Source organism: Roseinatronobacter sp. S2 (genome assembly GCF_029581395.1).
In the GTDB taxonomy this organism is placed as follows: Bacteria; Pseudomonadota; Alphaproteobacteria; order Rhodobacterales; family Rhodobacteraceae; genus Roseinatronobacter.
In genome coordinates this window covers 1,472,675-1,489,745 of record NZ_CP121113.1, presented here as the reverse complement: position 1 = coordinate 1,489,745, position 17,071 = coordinate 1,472,675, and the positions used below count along the sequence as shown (strand labels likewise).

The following is a 17,071-nucleotide window of genomic DNA, read 5'->3' as shown; positions in this document are numbered from 1 at the left end:
TCTATCCTTATTTCACCGCGCCAAACGTCAGGCCGCGCACAAGTTGCTTCTGGCTGAACCAGCCAAGGATCAGGATCGGCGCAATGGCCATGGTCGATGCCGCCGAAAGTTTGGCGTAAAACAACCCTTCCGGGCTGGAATAGCTGGCAATGAAGGCAGTCAGGGGGGCGGCCTTGGCAGCGGTCAGGTTCAGGGTCCAGAACGCTTCGTTCCAGGCCAGAATCACATTCAGCAACACCGTGGACGCAATGCCCGGTATGGCCATCGGTGTCAGCACATACAGGATTTCTTCGCGCAGCCCCGCCCCGTCCATACGCGCCGCTTCAAGGATTTCACCGGGGATTTCCTTGAAATAGGTATACAGCATCCACACCATGATCGGCAGGTTGATGAACATCAAAACGATGGTCAGCCCGATGCGCGTGTCCAGAAGCCCGAACTTGATGAAAATCAGATAGATCGGATACAGCACCCCCACCGCGGGCAGCATTTTTGTGGACAGCATCCACAACAAAATGTCCTTGGTCCGCTTGGACGGCACAAAGGCCATGGACCACGCCGCAGGAATGGCGATCAGCATGCCCAGAAAGGTGGACCCGCCCGCGATGATGATCGAATTCCACAGGAAACGGCTGTAATCCGACCGTTCCTGCACGACACGGTAATTGTCCAGCGTCCAGTCGAAGAAGAACCACACGGGCGGGTCGGCAATGGCGGTGGCTTCAGTCTTGAAGCTGGTCAGAATGGTCCACATGATCGGAAAGAAGATCAGCAGACCCACCATCCATGCAAATGCGGTATTGATGATCTTGCGTTGGGTTGTGGCGGCGCGGGCCATGATGTCCTCCTCACCTGTCCAGATTTTTGCCAACAATGCGCATCAGAAACAGCGCAAGGATGTTGGCCAGAATAATTGCATAGACGCCGCCTGCGGAACCCAGCCCCACATTCTGGCTTTCCAGAACACGCTGGAAGATCAGATAGGTCAGTGTGCGGGTGCCGAATGCGCCTTGGGTGGTCACGAATATCTCGGCGAAGATGGCAAGCAGGAAAATCGTCTGAATCAGCACGACAATCGTAATGGCGCGCGCCAGATGCGGCAGGGTGATATAGATAAACCGCGACAGCGGCGATGCCCCGTCCATTTCGGCGGCTTCCAGCTGTTCACTGTCCAGCGACTGAATGGCCGTCAGCAGGATCAACGTCGCAAATGGCAGCCATTGCCATGACACGATCAGAATGATCGACGGCATAGATGCCTCGGACAACCATGAAACCGGCGTTGCCCCGAAAAACCGCCATAAATGCGCAAACAACCCGTTCACTGGGTCCATGAACATGTTTTTCCACACCAGCGCGGACACTGTGGGCATCACGAAAAACGGCGCAATCACCAGAATGCGGACAATCCCCTGCCCCCACATCGGCTGGTCCAGCAAAATCGCCAGCAACACGCCCAGCACGATCGTAATCAGCAACACCCCGCCCACGATCATCAATGTGGACTGAACGGCAGGCCAGAACGCGCTGGAATTTACAAACCGGACATAGTTTTCAAACCCCACCCAGCCCAGATCGCCGCCGCGCATGGGCAAATAGCGCTTGAAGGAAAAAATCACTGTCATCGTCAGCGGGACCATCATCCAGCCCAGAAGCAGAATGACTGCGGGGGCCAGCATCAGGCGCGCGGCGGTTCTGGAAGCCTTGGTTGCCATGGTCATATCTCCGCCATGGGCGGCAGGGCGCCGCCGAAGGAATGGATGAGGGGGGGCACGTCAGAGGAAAAAGCCAGGGGGTGGCGCGCATGCCACCCCCTGGCCGGGGAGGAAAACGTCAGTAACCTGCCGATTCCATCGCGTCAGTGGTCAGCGCTTGCGCACGTTCCAGCGCAACTTCGACCGATTGCTGGCCAGCCAGCGCATTGGCGAATTCCTGACCGACTTCGGTTGCGAAACCGGCAAATTCGGGAATGGCCACAAACTGAACGCCGGTGTAGGGAACAGGATCAACCGTCGGCTGCGTCGGGTCCGCCGAATTGATCGAACGCAGGGTCATTTCCGCGAAACCGGCCGCTTCCAGATAGTCCGCATTCTCATAAAGAGAGGTGCGCGTTCCCGGCGGCACATTGGCCCAGCCTTCGTTTTCGGCAACAAGGGCGGTGTACTCCTTGCTGGTGGCCCATGCGATGAACGCCTTTGCCGCATCCGTTTGCTGCGAACCGGCAGGAACGGCCAGCGACCATGCCCAAAGCCAGTTGCCCCGCTTGCCAAGCCCGTTATCGGGGGCCAGTGCAAAGCCAACCTGATCAGCCACAGTGGAATCATCAGGGTTGGTCACAAAACTGGCGGCAACGGTTGCGTCAATCCACATGCCGCAACGGCCCTGCTGGAACAGCGACAGGTTTTCATTGAACCCGTTATTTGCCGCACCGGGGGGGCCATATTCGCCCATCATACCCATGTAGAAATTCAGCGTATTGGCCCATTCTTCGCTGTCGAACTGCGCGTTCCAGTCTTCATCGAACCAGCGCGCGCCAAAGCTGTTGGCCATGGCCGACAAGAAGGCCATATTCTCGCCCCAGCCCGCCTTGCCGCGCAGGCAAATGCCATAGGTGTTGTCAGTGGTCATGGCGCTCGCCGCTTCACGGATGAACTCCCATGTCGGCGCTTCGGGCATTTCCAGACCGGCAGCCTCCATCAGGTCGGTGCGATACATCACCATAGAACTTTCGCCATAAAACGGCGCGGCATATAGTTCGCCGTCTACCGTCAGGCCGTCACGGATGGCAGGCAACAGATCATCTGCATCCCATGCGTCAGGCAGGTCGTTCAGCGATACCAGCCAGCCATTTTCACCCCAGATGGGCACTTCATAGGTGCCGATGGTCATGACATCGAACTGGCCGCCACGGGTGGCGATGTCTTGTGTGACACGCTGGCGCAGCACGTTTTCTTCCAGTGTGACCCATTCAAGGGTGATGTCGGGATATTGCGCGTTAAAATCGGCGGTCAGGCCCTGCATGCGGATCATGTCACCATTATTGACGGTGGCGATGGTCACGGTGCCGGACAAATCCTGTGCATGCCCTGCCGTCGCCGTAGCAATGGCCAGCGCACTCGCGATACCGAGTGACGTTCTGATAGACATCCGTTCTCCTCCCTTGGTTGATTGGATGATGTTCCGCAAGGTAAGTCGAATCACTTCGCGCAGTCAATATAAATTTTACGCGCGCAAATTTTTATGCTGATGCCCGCATCACCAACCGCCCTTCAAACAAGGTTTCGGACCGGGCCTGCCCGGAGCGGCCACGTTCAATCAGATCAAACAGAATTCGGGTGCTGCGATTGGACACAGCTTCATAATCCTGCGCCACGGTTGTCAGCGGCGGACAGGTGAACCGCGAGAACGGGTGGTCATCAATGCCCGCCACACGCAGCGCGCAATCCGCCGCATGTCCCACCCGCAAGCCACGTTCATAGCACGCGGTCAGAAACCCGATGGCAAGGCGGTCATTGCTGCACAGCACTGTATTCGTGGTTAATTGCCCGCTGTCGATCACCTTCAGCGCGCCTTCATAGCCGACCTTTTCAAACTCCCACCCGTCCCCTGCGACACGCACCACATTCGGCGCATGCCCAAGGCGTTCCATCACCGAAACATAGGCGTTGCGGCGTTTGTTCGCGTTTGGGTTCACCGGCTGCATTTCGAAAAAGCATGGCGGCGCACCAGTGCGGCACAGATATTCCACAATCTGGTCCACGAATTGCGCGTTATCAGACCCGACAAAAGCCTCTCCCACGCCTTCGATATAGCTGTCGAACAGCACTGTGGGCACGTCCTTGCAGAATTTCTCGATGCTGGACCTGTCAGACCGCCGCCCCAGCGGGGCCAGCAATGCCCCCGCCGGTTTCAGCGACCGCAGGCTGTCCAGAATGTCATTCTCCAATGCCTGATCGCCATGCGAACTGAACAAAATGGGCCAAAAGCCGGATTCGATGCAGCGTCGTTCAATGCAGCGCGCGATTTCGGCAAAGAACGGGTCCGCCAGATAGGGCACGACAATGCCGATATTCTTCGTCAGCTTGCGGTTCTGGTTCACCGCAAAAATATTGGGGCGGTAGTCATATTGCGCCAATGCCTGTTCAATCCGGTCGCGGGTGGTCTTGCGCACACTTTCGGGGTCATTGAAATACTTGGACACGGTCGGCCGCGAAATGCCGGTCAAGCGGGCGAATTCTTCCATATTTCTGATCTTGGTCATTGGCCCATCAACATTTTTCCTGTCCGTTTCTATCGCATTGTCAGGGCTGGCGTTGCAATCCTGTGCTGTAAAAAATTACCTTTACACGCGCAAATCATAAAATTTTACAATAGGCGCAGGTGTCAAGATTGGTCAACAGCGCGGGCGCGCTTACACACGCGACCGGCCCGGCCTGCAATGGAAGGGGGCAGTCGCCACGCCCCTTGATGGCGGCGCCCCATTGACCACCCTGCCCCCCGTCATTACCACTGGACGCACGCATAATCAGGAGCGCGCGCGCCATGTTCCAAAGCTACACAGCCACCACCCGCCCGGATGATGGCCCGCCCCGCCTGCGCGCCTTGCGCAGCACCTTGCAAAATCAAGGCGTTGACGGGTTCATCATTCCGCGCGCCGACGCCCATCAGGGTGAATATGTGGCCGCATGTGATGAACGGCTGGCATGGCTGACGGGGTTCACCGGCTCGGCGGGGTTCTGCATTGTGCTGCCTGACCGCGCGGGTCTGTTTGTGGACGGGCGCTACCGTGTGCAGGCGCGGCTGCAATGCGCGCCTGATTTCACCCCCGTCAACTGGCCCGAAACCAAACCCGCCGCATGGCTGCAAGATGCCTTGCCAGCGGGCGGGATCGTGGGGTTTGATCCATGGCTGCACACCCCTGATGAAATCGACGCGTTGGAACAGGGGCTGAAGGGCAGTGGCATTTCCCTTCAGCGCATGGAAAACCAGATAGATGCGCTGTGGACCGACCGCCCCGCCCGGCCCGCTGCGCCCGCGCGCGCCTATCCCGAAGATCTGGCAGGCGCGGACGCATCCGCCAAGCGCCAACGCCTTGGCGCAACCCTTTGCGCCGCGGGCCAGCGCGCCACCATTCTGACGCAGCCTGACAGCATTTGCTGGCTTTTGAACATACGCGGCGGCGATCTGCCACGCCTGCCGGTGATGCAGGGATTTGCGATTGTCCATGATGATGGCCGCGTGGACCTGTTTGCGCCGCCCGAAAAACTGGATGGGGTGGATCTGGGCAGCGGTGTGCAAATTCGCCCCTTTGAAGCGTTTGAACCTGCGCTGCGCACGCTTTCGGGGCCAGTGCGTCTGGACAAGGGGTCTGTGCCGTTGCGGGTGCTGGATATACTGCGCGACAGCAATGTTCCCACCAGCTTCATGCAAGACCCCTGCCTGCTGCCCAAAGCGTGCAAGACGCAGGCCGAACTGGCAGGCGCGCGCGCGGCGCATCTGCGCGACGGGGCAGCAATGGTGGAATTCCTGTGCTGGCTGGATGCGCAGGCCGCCGAACTGGTTGCCAACCGCGACCATGTCCTGACCGAGATCGACATCGCGCAACATCTGGAAGCGTGCCGCCACGATACCTGCGCGCTGCAAGACCTGAGCTTTGATACAATCGCGGGGTCCGGCCCCAATGGCGCGATTGTGCATTACCGCGTGACCGAAGACAGCAATCGCCGCCTGATTCCCGGTGATCTGATGCTGGTGGATTCGGGCGGGCAATATCTGGACGGAACAACCGACATCACCCGCACAATCGCTATTGGCCCTGTGGGCCAGTTGGAAGCCGAATGTTTCACCCGCGTCCTGCAAGGCATGATCGCAATTTCGCGCGCGCGGTTTCCGCGTGGCGTGGCAGGCGGGCATCTGGACGCGCTTGCGCGCTATCCGCTTTGGCTGGCGGGGCTGGATTATGACCACGGCACCGGCCACGGCGTTGGCGCATTCCTGTCCGTGCATGAAGGGCCACAGCGCCTGTCACGCATTTCGCAAGTGCCGCTGGCCGAAGGGATGATCCTGTCCAACGAGCCGGGATATTACCGCGAAGGGGCTTTTGGCATACGGATCGAAAACCTTGTAAGCGTGCGTATGCCCCCCACCCCGAAAGGCGGCGATGCGCGCGACTGGCTGGGGTTTGAAACCCTGACACTCGCGCCGATTGACACACGCCTTGTGATGACCGACATGCTGAGCACGGACGAACGCGCGTGGCTGAACCGTTATCATGAACGGGTTGTCACGCTGCTGTCGCCACTGGTACGAGAGCACGCACGCAGTTGGCTGGCCGCAGCGTGCAGTCCTGTATAAGATGAATATCCGCGGACAATTTGCGCACTTTGCCTTCAGGTCAAACCCTGCAATAGTGCGCGCGACAGGGAAAACAGCAAGGACACAAACAGCATGATGCGGCATTTGAAGATATATCCCGCCGAAGGAACATGGGTGGTGCGCGCCAATGGGGCCGTGATCGGGGAAAGCAACGCGGCGCTGGAACTTATCCAGCGTGACTACCCTTTTGTCATCTATTTCCCACGCGAAGATATTGCCGCCGCGGTTCTGGAACCCTCGGACCGGACGCTGATCTGCGATGATCGCGGCGCGGGCGAATTCTACCATATTTCCAGCCCCGAAGGGCTGTTGCAAAATGCAGCCTACAGCCTGACTGCGCCAAGCGAAGCGGCGGCCCAGGTGCAGGGTTATCTGGCCTTTGACGCAGGAAAAGTCACTGTCGAACGGGTGTGACCGCCATGCAAGCCGCGTTTGATGCCCTGAATGCGCTGCTGGGCCACAAGTTTACCACTGGCGCGTCGGACAGGGCGCTGCACGGCCAATCGGAATCGCATTTCGCTGATATGCCGCCCGATGGCGTGGCCTATCCCGAAACCACCGCTGATGTCGCTGGCATTGTGGCCATCTGCGCCGAACACCGCATGCCGGTTATCGGCTGGGGCGCGGGCACGTCGCTGGAAGGGCATGCGCTGGCCCCGCAGGGCGGGATTACCGTTGATTTCAGCCGCATGAACCGTGTGCTGCACATCTGCGCCGACGACATGCTGGCCATTGTCCAGCCAGGTGTTACGCGCGAGCAACTGAACGAGGATTTGCGCGCAACGGGGCTGTTTTTCCCGGTGGACCCGGGTGCCAATGCCTCGATCGGGGGGATGGCGTCAACGCGGGCATCAGGCACGACCGCCGTGCGCTATGGCACGATGCGCGACAATGTTCTGGCACTGGAAGCGGTGCTGGCCGATGGCCGCACCCTGCGCACCGGCACCCGCGCGCCCAAATCCTCGACAGGGTATGATCTGACTGGGTTGTTTGTGGGCGCCGAAGGCACGCTTGGGCTGATCACCGAACTGACCTTGCGCCTGCGGGGCCAGCCGGACGCCATATCTGCGGCAGTCTGTGCATTCGACGACATGGAATCCGCGACGCAGACTGTTATTCTGACCATCCAGTCCGGCATTCCGATGGCGCGTATCGAATTCATCGACGCAACATTCGTGCGGCTGTTCAATGCGCAGAACGGCACCGATATGCTGGAAAAGCCGCATCTGATGGTGGAATTCCACGGCTCGCCCCAAAGCACCCGCGAACAGGCCGAAAGCTTTGGTGAAATTGTTGCTGATATGGGCGGCAGCGCCTTTCAATGGGCAGACCGGCCTGAGGACCGCAACCGCCTGTGGAAAATGCGCCACAACGCCTATTACACCGCGCGCGCGGCATGGCCCAATGCGCATGCGATCACCACGGATGTCTGTGTGCCGATTTCCAAACTGGCGCAGGCCGTCCGCGAAACCGCCGACGATATTGCAAATTCCGGCCTGCCGGGGCCAATTCTGGGCCATGTGGGCGACGGGAATTTTCACGCCCTGCTGCTGCCTGACGGTGATGATCCCGCGCAGATTGCCAAGGCGCATGCGCTGGCCCATACCATGGCCGAACGCGCGCTGCGGCTGGGTGGCACGGTCAGCGGGGAACATGGAATTGGCATGGGTAAACTGAAATACATGGACGCCGAACATGGTGCAGGCTGGGACGTGATGGCCAGTGTGAAAGCGGCACTGGACCCGCAAGGCATTATGAATCCCGGAAAATTGCTGCGCCAGACGTAACGAATTCAGCCCCGCGCAGGAATTTCACCTTTCCCTTGGCCTGCTGGCGTCTTACATGCCCCGAATGAGTGATGAATTGCGCCCCCGTTTCTGGGACACTGTGCCCCTGAACAAGATGACCCCGCAAGAATGGGAAGCCCTGTGCGATGGCTGTGGCAGATGCTGCCTGAACAAGCTGGAAGATATTGACACAGAAGAGCTGGTTTTCACCCGCGTGGCCTGCCGCCTGTTTGACGACAGCACATGCCGGTGCGGCAATTACGAGATCCGCAAGCAAATCGTGCCGGAATGCGTTGTGCTGACACCAGATACCCTGAACGACATCGCATATTGGATGCCCGCAACCTGCGCCTACCGGCGGCTTCATGAGGGGCGCAAGCTGCCCCAATGGCACCCGCTGATCACGGGCGATGCAAATTCGGTGCATGCGGCAGGCATTTCCATGCAGGACCGCACTGTGTCAGAAGCCCAGATCCCGCTGGACGACTGGGAAGATCACCTGCTGGAAGATGATGCGTGATGAAACTGGCGGGTTCGGCTGAAACAGTCTGGTTGGGGTGATTGTGGCCTGAAGGGGACATTCGCGCTTGGATAAAGCCCGCGCCATCGGTGGGCCGGGGTCTGCCGATCCGACATTATTTGAATGCAGTTTATGCAGGCTGCATACTCCTGCGTTCAAAGACTTGGACTGCCATCAGCAAAATCGGCAGGCCGCGGGACGGCCCACCGATGGCGCGGCGGCCTGCGGCCTTTGCTCCGCACCTTGGAATGCCGCCTTCAGGCCATATTCGCGGTCCGGCAACCCGTCCTAGGGCTTACGCAACTGCAATTCGCGCGCCACTTCAGCACGCACCAGTTTGCGGATATTGCGCGTGATCCGTTCGCCCAGTTCGCCCTGCAATTCCTGACGCACGATATTGGCGACGATCTGATACAGCATCGCTTCATCTATTACCGGATCATCTGATGATGCGGCGGTCTGCTGCGGATCTGTCAGATCGCCCGCATGTGCATCGGGCGCAGGCCGCAATGTGTCCGGCGTCACGGAATGCGAATGGTCACCGTCCGCTTGGGATTGCGTTTTCTGTTCTGACAAAACACGTTCAAGCCGCGCCAATGTGGCTTCAAGCACAAGATCGCCGTCTGCATCAGGCGGCAACGCCGAACTGTCCGGCCGGGTCGCATCGTCCACAGCGGCGGTGGCAGTTTTTTGGTCCGCGTCGCGCTGGTTCATCGCGCGCAGCACATGAATTGCACTGGGCGTGTCATCTGTCGCAGTCGGGCCTGCGGCCTCGCTATCGCCAGTGGCATCATCTGTTTGCGCATTCGCGGTAAAAGCGCCCTGCGCGCCGTTAGATTCGCCATTTTGCGCATCATTAATGCCAGCAGGCAAATCGGATTCCGGTTCAGCCGGATCGTCAGACACGCGCAATTCCGATGTCAGGATCAGCTTGCCAGGTGCCGCGCTGCCGTCATGTTCGGGGGCCGTATGGTCCTGTCGGGGTTGGTCCTGCGAGACCAATCTGCGGATTGATGACAAGACATCTTCGATTTCACGCCGTGACATTGCTTCTGTCATTCCGATCTGCCCTATTCCTTGCCCGCCATATAACGCCCCGCGCGCCTTCTGCTCGGGCACATCAGGATTGCTGAAACATCTTATCCCACAAGTCTTAACGCCTCGTCGCTTATGGCACAATCTTTCTGTTGCGCGCGCGCACGCGCGCCCCGGATCAACGCGCAAGCATCAAGGCACTGCACCACAGATACCGCACCAGTGCCGCCTGCCCGCGTAATCCGGTGCGGGCATAGATACGTTTGGAATAATTGCGCGCGGTTTCCACCGTCAGGCCCAGCTGCGCGGCAGCCGCACTCAGCGATGCGCCTTCGCCCATCGCGCAGGCAAGACGCGCCTCGGCGCGGGAAATACCAAGGGCTGCGGCAATATGAACAGGGTCGGGCAGCGGGGCATCTGTCCGGCGCAAATAGGCCATCACCTGCCCCGGCATAAGCCCCTTTGCTGGTGTGTCAGACAAAACCAGCAGATCAAGCCCCGCAGAAAGTGTGTGCAAGGCAGGCGCGTCTTGCGGTTTGGCAATGTCGAGCACTGCCCGCGCGTCCAGCCCGTGCCCCGCAAGCAGGCTGGCCGCGACCGTGTCCACAGTCACGATTGCGGGCCTGGTCACATCCAGAACCATGCCACCAACGCCAATCCGGCGCGCCAGATCCTGCATCCGGTGCAGCCGCGCGGTGATTGCCTGCGTGGCGTGCCATTGGTCCAGCGCTTGCGCCACATGCGGCGCAAAAGCGGCCAGCCGCGCGCCATCAGCGGCACGAAACGCGCCCTTGTCGCGGCGCAGGACCAGACAGGCAGCGCCATGCCTGCAATTCAGGCCAATCGCACGATTATCTGCCCCCAGCCACTGCATATCCTGTGCAAGGGCACGGTCGCGCAATTCTTCGCCCGAATAGACACGGCCCGCGCGCAGCCCCGAAAACAGCAGCGGCAATGGCGCGGCGCGCGATTGCGCCGCGCTAGTCCTGTCCCAGCCCCAAATGTGTTGCGGCACGAAGATCTGCGCGGCGTCTGTCTGGAAAAACGCTGCAAAATCGCGCAGGAAAACCGGCCAGTCCAGAAGCTGGGATGCCACATCACCCAGTTTTAGCAACAGCGTGGACTCTTCCGGTTCCAGCATGAATGGCCTTTGGTTTAATCTGCGTCAATGCCCGCGAAAGCGCACCCTCCCATTTGGCAGGTTTGGTCATGCTAAGCCCGATCTTACGGCATGTCGATCCATATCATGCCGCACCTGCCAATCACGGGGTTGCGCAGGATCAATTCGACCGCCAGCGTAACCTGATAGAAGCACCGCAATGACCAGAGCACAGGAAAACACCAACATGCGCGATCACAGCACACCCTGGGCCACCCCCGCCGAAGACGTTCTGACCCAGCTTGACAGCCAGCCCGACGGGCTGGACGCGGATCAGATACGCCAGAAGCTGGAAACGCATGGCCCCAACAGGTTGCCGGATGCCCCCCGCCCCGGCCCGCTGATGCGCCTTGCGCGGCAGTTCAACAACCTGTTGATTCTGGTGCTGGTGGGCGCGGCCCTGATAACGGCAGCATTGGGCCACTGGATCGATACGGGCGTGATCATGGCAGTGGTCACCATCAACGCGGTCATCGGTTTCGTGCAGGAAGGCCGCGCCGAGGCCGCGCTGGACGCCTTGCGCGATATGCTGGCGCCCAAGGCAAATGTCATACGCGCGGGCAAGCGACAGGCCATTTCCGGCGCCGATCTGGTTCCGGGGGACATTGTTTTGCTGGAAGCGGGCGACAAAGTGCCCGCTGATCTGCGCTTGCTGGATGTGGCTGGCCTGTCGGTGGAAGAAGCCATTCTGACAGGGGAATCCGTGCCGGTGCGCAAATCCGTCACGCCTGTGGATGCAGCGGCCGATCTGGGGGACCGCAAGACCATGGCGTTCAGCGGGACCATGGTTGCCGAAGGCACCGGAACAGGGGTTGTCACCGCAACCGCCGATGGCACGGAAATCGGACGCATCAGCACGATGATGTCGCAGGTCCAGACCCTGAAGACCCCGCTGATCCGTCAGATGGAAGTGTTTGCCAAATATCTGACAGGGTTCGTCATGGCATTGTCGGCGGGCATATTGGCCTTCACCCTTGCCTTCCGCGACATGCCCTTTGCCGAAGCGTTCATGGTCGTTGTGGGCCTGTTTGTCGCCGCAATCCCCGAAGGTCTGCCCGCCGTGCTGACTGTGACACTGGCCATCGGCGTGCAGACCATGGCGCGGCGCAATGCCATTATCCGCCGCTTGCCAATTATCGAGACACTGGGCGCGGTATCGACGATCTGTTCAGACAAGACCGGCACGCTGACGCGAAATGAAATGATGGTGGCGTCGGTTGTCACCGCGACGGACACCCTAAAAGTCACCGGCGAGGGGTATTCCCCCGAAGGCCATGTTCAGGGCGGCGACCGCACCACGCTGGACGCCATGGCAAGGATCGCTGCATTGTGCAACACCGCCGCATTGGTGCACGATGACAAGGGCTGGCGCGTCGAGGGGGACCCGATGGAAGGCGCGCTGCTGGCCTTTGCTGCGCGGGCGGGGCGTGACCCTGACCAACACCCGAAGCCCCGCGCCAGCATTCCGTTCGATGCGCGCTATCGCTATATGGCGGTATTGCAGGGCGGACAGATCCTGCTGAAGGGCGCGCCCGAACAGGTGATTGCGCATTGTGCCCAGCAACTGGGACCGGACGGCGCGCAAACGCTGGATCGCAGCTACTGGAATGACGCGGCCCTTGCCATCGCCAATGACGGCCAGCGCGTTCTGGCACTGGCGCAAATGGCCCATGACGGGGATGATCTGACACATGACACGGTGGCGAAGGGGCTTGTTCTGGTGGGGCTTACAGGCCTGATCGACCCGCCGCGCGAAGAAGCGATTGCCGCCGTCGCCGAATGCCACAGCGCCGGTATTTCCGTCAAGATGATCACGGGCGACCATGCGGGCACTGCCGCAGCTATTGGCCGCCAGATCGGGCTGACACAGACCGACACCCCCCTGACCGGCGCGGAAATCGACCAGATGGATGATACCACACTGGAAGCTGCAATTCGCCGCACCGACATATTCGCGCGCACCAGCCCGGAACATAAATTGCGACTGGTGCAGGCCCTTCAGGCGCGCGGTGCAGTTGTGGCCATGACCGGCGACGGGGTGAATGATGCGCCCGCCCTGAAACGTGCCGATGCAGGTATCGCCATGGGTAAAAAAGGGTCCGAGGCCGCGCGCGAAGCATCCGATTTCGTGCTGGCGGATGACAATTTCGCCTCTATCGCGGAAGCGGTGAAACAGGGGCGCGCGGTCTATGCGAACCTGAAGAAGGTGATCACCTTCCTGCTGCCTGTAAACGGGGGAGAGTCGATTTCCCTGATCATAGCTGTGTTGTTCGGGCTGATGCTGCCCATCACGCCGCTGCAAATTCTGTGGGTCAATATGGTCAGTTCGGTGGCGCTGGCCATGTCGCTGGCCTTTGAACGCGCCGAGGCAGGCATTATGCGCCAGCCCCCGCGCGCGGCCAATGCGCCGATCATGTCACGCTTCATCCTGTGGCGCGTGTTTCTGGTGTCGGGCTTGTTTGCTATGGGCATCTTCGGCCAGTTCGGTCTGGCACAGGCGCAGGGCGCAGGTCTTGATGAAGCCCGCACCATGGCGCTGAACACGCTTGTCGCCATGGAAGTGTTCTACCTGTTTTCCGTGCGCTACCGGCAAGGGGGATCGATTTCATGGGAAGGGGTCAAGGGCACACCGGCTGTGCTGATCGCGGTCGCGCTGGTCGTGGTCCTGCAAGCTGGCTTCACCTATCTGCCCTTCATGCAGGCCCTGTTTGACACGGTCGCCCTTAGCGCATGGCAGATTGCGCAATGCACGCTGGCGGGTGTCGCATTGCTGTTGGTGCTGGAACTGGACAAATTCGCCGCGCAGACTTGGAAGAAACTGGGCGCGGGCTGACCCTTTCGGTTGCTTGGTTTGGCCGCGCCGGACTGTCTACAATCTGACATAAACGACATTCTTTGGCCCAATTACAGCCAGATTCTGCTGTCATCTGACGGGCAGAGTACTTGTGTCTGGAGCATGTCATGAACAGTCAAATCATTATCCGTGGAACCGCCATTGCCATTGCCGGTATCGCTGCGTCCATCTTTGCGGCCAAGGAATTCATCGGCGATCCATCGCAGCCCCAGCCTCAGGCGCAGACCCAATCCACGCCTCAAAGCGCGAATGGCACGGTGGTTGGTGCCAGCCTGATCGGGGCCGGATCGTCAATTGCGAAGGATGAGGGCGCGATACCTGCCGCATCACTGGCTGAACCCGACCTGCCCCTGAACATCGATACCGCCACCACCGAAAGCGCGGACAGTGCTAAGCCGGAACTTATACTGGGCGCGCTGGAACCCGATCTGCGCGGTGATAACGCATTGCGTCTGGATGCCGATTTTCGTCCGGAACTGGCGCTGGCTGAAGCGAGCCTTGACGAATATGACGAACATCACGCCGACTGCTCGGCAAATATCGCCCTGGAAGCAAGCGTCGATGCCCTGCTGAACATGCGCCTGTCGGCCCCGTGCAACGCATCGCAACGCGTGGTTATCAGTCATGGCGATCTGGCGTTCAGCGCCTACACCGATGAAGACGGGGCATTCTCGGCCTATATTCCCGCGTTGGCCGAAGACGCCAGTGTCGATGCCTTTCTTGAAGATGGCACATTGTTACAGGCCAGTACCACTGTGCCGGATGTCACGTTGCATCACCGTGTCATCGTCCAATGGACGGGTGATTTCGGACTAAGCCTGCACGCGTTTCATCAAGATGCGGCCTATGGCAGCAGCGGCCATATCCATGCATCCCGCCCGTTTGATCCTGACCTGCAAGAAGCATTTGTCATCAGTCTGGGCGAAACACATGGACCCGACGCGATGATGGCGCATATCTATTCCGTGCCGGTCGCCATGCTGGGGCAGTCGCGCGTCGAACTGGAAGCCGCCCATGATTTCCGCAGCTGCGGAAAGGATCTGTCAGCCTATGTCCTGCAAAGCGATGGCGGGCAGACAGCGGGGCTGAAGGAATTGTCACTGGCCATGCCGGACTGCGGCCCTGATCAAGGGGTGGCTGTGATCGCGCTGCCGTTTGAACATGCCCAGCATGCGCTGCCGCTGGATCTGCAAGACACGGCCCTTCTGATGGCCGCTGGTCAGGACTGAGCACGCAGTCCGGGGCCGCACAATCAGGGCTGATGCGGCGCGGCCCTACAGCAACCCGCTGCTGCGAAAGCTTAATTCGCAGGATTGGCCGATAACAATATGGTCATGCAGGGTAATCGACAGGGCCGCGCAGGCCGCTAGAATGGTTTGCGTCATGTCGATATCTGCCTGCGACGGGGTGGGATCACCGGACGGGTGATTATGCACCAGAATTAACGCCGAGGCATTCAGTTCCAGCGCGCGGCGCAGAATTTCGCGCGGATAGACCGGCACATGATCAACTGTGCCCTGCCCTTGCGCTTCATCTGCGACAAGAACATTCTTCCGGTCCAGAAACAGCACACGGAACTGTTCGGTTTCGCGGTGCGACATGGCGGTGTGGCAATAATCCAGCAATGCGGCCCAACTGGAAATGACCGGCCTGTTCATCACCCGTGCGCGCGCCATGCGCTGTGCGCAGGCTTGCGCAAGTTTCAATTCGGCAATCACGGCATCACCCACCCCGCCGACCGCGCGCAACCGTGCGGCAGGCGCTGCAATCACGCGGTTCAGATCGCCAAATGTATCAATCAGGCTGCGGGCCAATGGCTTGACATCTTGTCGCGGGATGGCGCGAAATAAAAGCAATTCCAGTAATTCATAATCCGGCATGGCATCCGCGCCACCATCCAGAAAGCGCGCGCGCAATCTTTTGCGGTGATCGCGCAGATAGGACGGCACAGGCGCGGGCGGAACAGTTACACCCGCTACCGCCCCGAACAGGGGCAATGCCGCATCTGAAAATCCTGAAGTGTCCTGTGCCATACCCGCAAGCCTAGCTTGCATTGGCTAAGAAACCGTTAACCAGAGTATACCGCAGTCACATGATACACTCTGATCTTTTGTTTTCGCATGTCACGGTCGCGCACAATGGCACAGGCCCAAGATCAGTTTTTCATGCCATCCCAGAAGCTTTTAACCTTGTCAAAAAAGCCGCTGCTTTCGGGGTTGTTTTCCGCACTCAGCTTTTCAAACTCTTCCAGCAATTCCTTTTGCCGTGCCGTCAGATTAACCGGCGTTTCCACAGCCAGTTCGATCAGCATGTCGCCCTGACCACCGCCGCGCAGCGCGGGCATGCCCTTGCCGCGCAGGCGCATCTGCCGCCCCGACTGGCTGCCCGCAGGCACCTTGACGCGCGAGCGCCCGCCATCGATGGTCGGCACCTCGACCTCTCCGCCAAGGGCGGCACGGGCCACGCTGACGGGGACATGACAATAAAGCGTGACGCCGTCGCGTTTGAATATCTGGTGTTCGGCCACATTGACGAAAATATACAGATCCCCCGCAGGACCGCCACGCAGCCCCGCCTCGCCCTCGCCCGACAGGCGGATGCGCGTGCCGGTTTCAACGCCTGCGGGAATATTGACCGACAGGGTTGATTCCTTTTCCACACGCCCTGCGCCACCGCAGGCGGCACACGGGTTCTTGACGATCTGGCCATTCCCGCCACAGGTCGGACAGGTGCGTTCAACAGTGAAAAAACCCTGTTGTGCCCGCACCTTGCCCATTCCCGAACAGGTCGGGCAGGTGACAGGTTCGGCCCCGCCTTCGGCGCCGGTGCCATTGCAGGCTTCGCATTGCGACAGGCGCGGCACACGGATGGTCTTGCGCGTTCCGCTAAAGGCTTCTTCCAGCGAGATGCGCATATTATAGCGCAGGTCCGACCCGCGGCTGGCACGCGTGCGTGCGCCGCCACGCCCGCCACCGACGAAATCGCCAAACAGGTCTTCGAACACATCGGAAAATGCGCTGGCAAAATCGCCATTGCCGCCAAATCCGCCGCGTGCACCCGCCGCACCCGGATGACCACCCCCGCCGCCCATGCTGCCATCGAATGCGGCATGACCAAAGCGGTCATAGGCGGCCTTGCGGTCGGCATCTTTCAGCGCATCATAAGCCTCATTGGCTTCCTTGAACTGCGCTTCGGCATTGGGGTTGTCAGAGTTCCGGTCGGGGTGCAGTTCCTTGGCCTTTTTGCGATAGGCTTTCTTGATTTCCTCGGCAGAGGCGGAACGGCTGACGCCCAGAACTTCATAGAAATCGCGTTTGGCCATGTGGGCTTACTTTCCAATG

14 protein-coding genes are annotated in these 17,071 nt (G+C 60.0%); 6 read left to right on the top strand and 8 right to left on the bottom strand.

Going from position 1 to position 17,071, the window contains the following annotated elements:
• Positions 1-7 precede the first annotated feature (7 nt).
• The 4 genes from P8S53_RS07050 to P8S53_RS07035 all read right to left on the bottom strand — a co-directional run bounded on the left by P8S53_RS07050 (position 8) and on the right by P8S53_RS07035 (position 4,261).
• Positions 8-838: a carbohydrate ABC transporter permease gene (locus tag P8S53_RS07050; protein WP_277806434.1), complete on the bottom strand. Its 831-nt coding sequence runs from the start codon at positions 836-838 to the stop codon at positions 8-10.
• Positions 839-848: 10 nt separating this feature from the next.
• Positions 849-1,715: a carbohydrate ABC transporter permease gene (locus tag P8S53_RS07045; protein WP_277806433.1), complete on the bottom strand. Its 867-nt coding sequence runs from the start codon at positions 1,713-1,715 to the stop codon at positions 849-851.
• A gap of 118 nt (positions 1,716-1,833) precedes the next feature.
• Positions 1,834-3,147: a sugar ABC transporter substrate-binding protein gene (locus P8S53_RS07040; RefSeq protein WP_277806432.1), complete on the bottom strand. Its 1,314-nt coding sequence runs from the start codon at positions 3,145-3,147 to the stop codon at positions 1,834-1,836.
• A 91-nt stretch (positions 3,148-3,238) separates the two neighbouring features.
• Entirely contained in the window at positions 3,239-4,261 is a 1,023-nt protein-coding gene (locus P8S53_RS07035) for a LacI family DNA-binding transcriptional regulator (protein ID WP_277806431.1), read from the bottom strand.
• A 281-nt stretch (positions 4,262-4,542) separates the two neighbouring features.
• Between P8S53_RS07035 and P8S53_RS07030 the strand changes: the two genes are divergently transcribed.
• The 4 genes from P8S53_RS07030 to P8S53_RS07015 all read left to right on the top strand — a co-directional run bounded on the left by P8S53_RS07030 (position 4,543) and on the right by P8S53_RS07015 (position 8,682).
• Entirely contained in the window at positions 4,543-6,354 is a 1,812-nt protein-coding gene (locus tag P8S53_RS07030) for an aminopeptidase P family protein (RefSeq protein WP_277806430.1), read from the top strand.
• Between the two features lie 93 nt (positions 6,355-6,447).
• A complete protein-coding gene (locus tag P8S53_RS07025; RefSeq protein WP_277806429.1) occupies positions 6,448-6,789 on the top strand; it encodes a DUF427 domain-containing protein in 342 nt (113 codons plus the stop codon).
• Between the two features lie 5 nt (positions 6,790-6,794).
• Complete coding sequence (locus P8S53_RS07020) at positions 6,795-8,162, top strand: FAD-binding oxidoreductase (RefSeq protein WP_277806428.1); 1,368 nt, start codon at positions 6,795-6,797, stop codon at positions 8,160-8,162.
• A 64-nt stretch (positions 8,163-8,226) separates the two neighbouring features.
• On the top strand, positions 8,227-8,682 hold the full coding sequence (locus tag P8S53_RS07015; protein WP_277806691.1) for a YcgN family cysteine cluster protein: 456 nt from the start codon (positions 8,227-8,229) through the stop codon (positions 8,680-8,682).
• Positions 8,683-8,970: 288 nt separating this feature from the next.
• On the opposite strand, the gene P8S53_RS07010 is transcribed toward P8S53_RS07015, so the two are convergent.
• Together P8S53_RS07010 and P8S53_RS07005 are read right to left on the bottom strand one after the other, a co-directional pair.
• Complete coding sequence (locus P8S53_RS07010; RefSeq protein ID WP_277806427.1) at positions 8,971-9,741, bottom strand: hypothetical protein; 771 nt, start codon at positions 9,739-9,741, stop codon at positions 8,971-8,973.
• 154 nt (positions 9,742-9,895) lie between these two features.
• Complete coding sequence (locus tag P8S53_RS07005) at positions 9,896-10,858, bottom strand: hypothetical protein (protein ID WP_277806426.1); 963 nt, start codon at positions 10,856-10,858, stop codon at positions 9,896-9,898.
• A 178-nt stretch (positions 10,859-11,036) separates the two neighbouring features.
• Between P8S53_RS07005 and P8S53_RS07000 the strand changes: the two genes are divergently transcribed.
• Positions 11,037-13,709, top strand: coding sequence for an HAD-IC family P-type ATPase (locus P8S53_RS07000; RefSeq protein ID WP_277806425.1), 2,673 nt, complete (start codon positions 11,037-11,039; stop codon positions 13,707-13,709).
• 128 nt (positions 13,710-13,837) lie between these two features.
• On the top strand, positions 13,838-14,959 hold the full coding sequence (locus P8S53_RS06995; protein ID WP_277806424.1) for a hypothetical protein: 1,122 nt from the start codon (positions 13,838-13,840) through the stop codon (positions 14,957-14,959).
• A 45-nt stretch (positions 14,960-15,004) separates the two neighbouring features.
• On the opposite strand, the gene radC is transcribed toward P8S53_RS06995, so the two are convergent.
• Together radC and dnaJ are read right to left on the bottom strand one after the other, a co-directional pair.
• Entirely contained in the window at positions 15,005-15,763 is a 759-nt protein-coding gene (gene radC, locus P8S53_RS06990; RefSeq protein WP_277806423.1) for a DNA repair protein RadC, read from the bottom strand.
• A 122-nt stretch (positions 15,764-15,885) separates the two neighbouring features.
• Entirely contained in the window at positions 15,886-17,052 is a 1,167-nt protein-coding gene (gene dnaJ / locus P8S53_RS06985; protein ID WP_277806422.1) for a molecular chaperone DnaJ, read from the bottom strand.
• Positions 17,053-17,071: the final 19 nt, after the last annotated feature.

What these genes read in the sequence shown, in the direction of transcription:
- P8S53_RS07050 (WP_277806434.1), bottom strand. Translation starts at nt 838, where the DNA reads ATGGCCCGCGCCGCCACAACCCAACGCAAGATCATCAATACCGCATTT.
- P8S53_RS07045 (WP_277806433.1), bottom strand. Translation starts at nt 1,715, where the DNA reads ATGGCAACCAAGGCTTCCAGAACCGCCGCGCGCCTGATGCTGGCCCCC.
- P8S53_RS07040 (WP_277806432.1), bottom strand. Translation starts at nt 3,147, where the DNA reads ATGTCTATCAGAACGTCACTCGGTATCGCGAGTGCGCTGGCCATTGCT.
- P8S53_RS07035 (WP_277806431.1), bottom strand. Translation starts at nt 4,261, where the DNA reads ATGACCAAGATCAGAAATATGGAAGAATTCGCCCGCTTGACCGGCATT.
- P8S53_RS07030 (WP_277806430.1), top strand. Translation starts at nt 4,543, where the DNA reads ATGTTCCAAAGCTACACAGCCACCACCCGCCCGGATGATGGCCCGCCC.
- P8S53_RS07025 (WP_277806429.1), top strand. Translation starts at nt 6,448, where the DNA reads ATGATGCGGCATTTGAAGATATATCCCGCCGAAGGAACATGGGTGGTG.
- P8S53_RS07020 (WP_277806428.1), top strand. Translation starts at nt 6,795, where the DNA reads ATGCAAGCCGCGTTTGATGCCCTGAATGCGCTGCTGGGCCACAAGTTT.
- P8S53_RS07015 (WP_277806691.1), top strand. Translation starts at nt 8,227, where the DNA reads ATGAGTGATGAATTGCGCCCCCGTTTCTGGGACACTGTGCCCCTGAAC.
- P8S53_RS07010 (WP_277806427.1), bottom strand. Translation starts at nt 9,741, where the DNA reads ATGACAGAAGCAATGTCACGGCGTGAAATCGAAGATGTCTTGTCATCA.
- P8S53_RS07005 (WP_277806426.1), bottom strand. Translation starts at nt 10,858, where the DNA reads ATGCTGGAACCGGAAGAGTCCACGCTGTTGCTAAAACTGGGTGATGTG.
- P8S53_RS07000 (WP_277806425.1), top strand. Translation starts at nt 11,037, where the DNA reads ATGACCAGAGCACAGGAAAACACCAACATGCGCGATCACAGCACACCC.
- P8S53_RS06995 (WP_277806424.1), top strand. Translation starts at nt 13,838, where the DNA reads ATGAACAGTCAAATCATTATCCGTGGAACCGCCATTGCCATTGCCGGT.
- radC (WP_277806423.1), bottom strand. Translation starts at nt 15,763, where the DNA reads ATGGCACAGGACACTTCAGGATTTTCAGATGCGGCATTGCCCCTGTTC.
- dnaJ (WP_277806422.1), bottom strand. Translation starts at nt 17,052, where the DNA reads ATGGCCAAACGCGATTTCTATGAAGTTCTGGGCGTCAGCCGTTCCGCC.